General features: G+C 50.2%; 1 protein-coding gene. It reads right to left on the reverse strand.

Translation table 11 applies throughout. From position 1 onward, the window contains the following. The coding region (locus tag R7070_RS25005; protein WP_318141370.1) for a Tn3 family transposase at positions 1-1,505 on the reverse strand (1,505 nt) is incomplete at both ends.

Consider the following 1,505-nt stretch of genomic DNA (forward strand, 5'->3'; position numbering starts at 1 on the left):
CGTGATCCCTTTGTTGGTGCCGAAATACTTAGAGGAGTACCGGGTTTTAAAGGTTTCCAGATGGGTTTCGAATTTCTGACCATCCGCACTGGCGTGCAGCTGGTCCTCCTGAATATGGTAGTGGCGGAAGATGGGTAGCGCTGCAACCGCATTATTGATCACGTCGCTGGCGTCATGCAGCGTTTCAGGCCGGATATAGTTGGCCTGCACCGTACTCAGGTGTTCATAGCTTCGATCGGAGATCTGCGCCATGCCATACACACCACGGTGAGTGGCGTTGGCAATCAGAATGGCCAGTAAATCATCCTGATGAGTGAACCCTTGTTTTTGTATCGGAAGTACATGAGTCAGACATTTCATGAACCCGGTTTCGCGCTCTACATACCGCAGTACATCCGCGATACCGACCGGTTGCATTCGCTTAAAAAAGGGATTGTTGACCAGAGATGTAGCGCTTTTGGTCGGCAGACGCCAGCGGGTACCGGTACGATTTTTCATGATCACATTTCGATTGTCTCCCTCATCAATATGGAGAGCAACGTCTTTGAGTGCACTTTCCAGCCGGTGTTGTTTCTCCTGTAACAATAACTCTGCGGGCTGTTTTAGTCTGTCCAGTGTTGATGAGGCCAGCAAGGTATCCTGCGATGTCTGGGGGATCAGGTCGTCTTCCAGTGCGCGGTATTTGGTAACATTTGGCAAATAAATGCGTCCATTCAGTCGTGAGGTTAACTGCCGGTAGAGCAGCCATTCGTAACGTTGCGGGTTAACGTTATCCTGTTTAACCAACCATGGGAGGTGCTTTTTCGGGATGAGCGACGTATCCATCGTCTTCAGTGGTCCACCGAATGCGATTTCCGTCTGCATCTGTTGAAGTTGGGCGACGACGGCTTCTGAGCCTTTACCGGCCTCACATTCAAGGCACAAGAACACCTGCCTTAACAGTTGCTCCAGGAGATTGCATTGTTCATCGTAATGTTGCCACTGGTACTCTTCCACGGTCCGTTTCTGTTTTTTCAGGTAAAGGCAGAGGGTCTGGATATCCCTGTCATTCATGACCTTCAATGCCTGTTGTCTGACTACTGAGAAGGGCTGATTGTCATCAATATTCTCGTCAACAAACAGGTGAAGTAGCTCTGCCGCTTTCGTGACATTGTCCGCAGCTGACTGCCAGGACAGGAACACTGCTTGTTGTGCAAAGGCGTTGGCGGCTTCCTGTTGTTTTCGGATATGGTAAACAAACCCATCCGTCAGGCGCTCCAGTGCAAGTTGCATGCGCTCTGTCAGATGACACAGTAACCACAGGTGCTGCTGTGAGCGTTTGAAGCGCCGCACTTTACTGCCGTAGTAATCAATAAGGCCGCTGAAGTGTTGTCGATTTTTTAGCGACAGATTGAGCCTGTCCACAACGTCATTTATTTGCGTGTGCCATGGTGCTAACCGGTGGTAAATGGCGAGCTCTTTTTTAAGCTCAGGCACGGTCAGACTTTTGGCACCACCCCTGAGAT

It is taken from the genome of Vibrio sp. 1557, assembly GCF_033340175.1.
Classification (GTDB): domain Bacteria; phylum Pseudomonadota; class Gammaproteobacteria; order Enterobacterales; family Vibrionaceae; genus Vibrio; species Vibrio alginolyticus.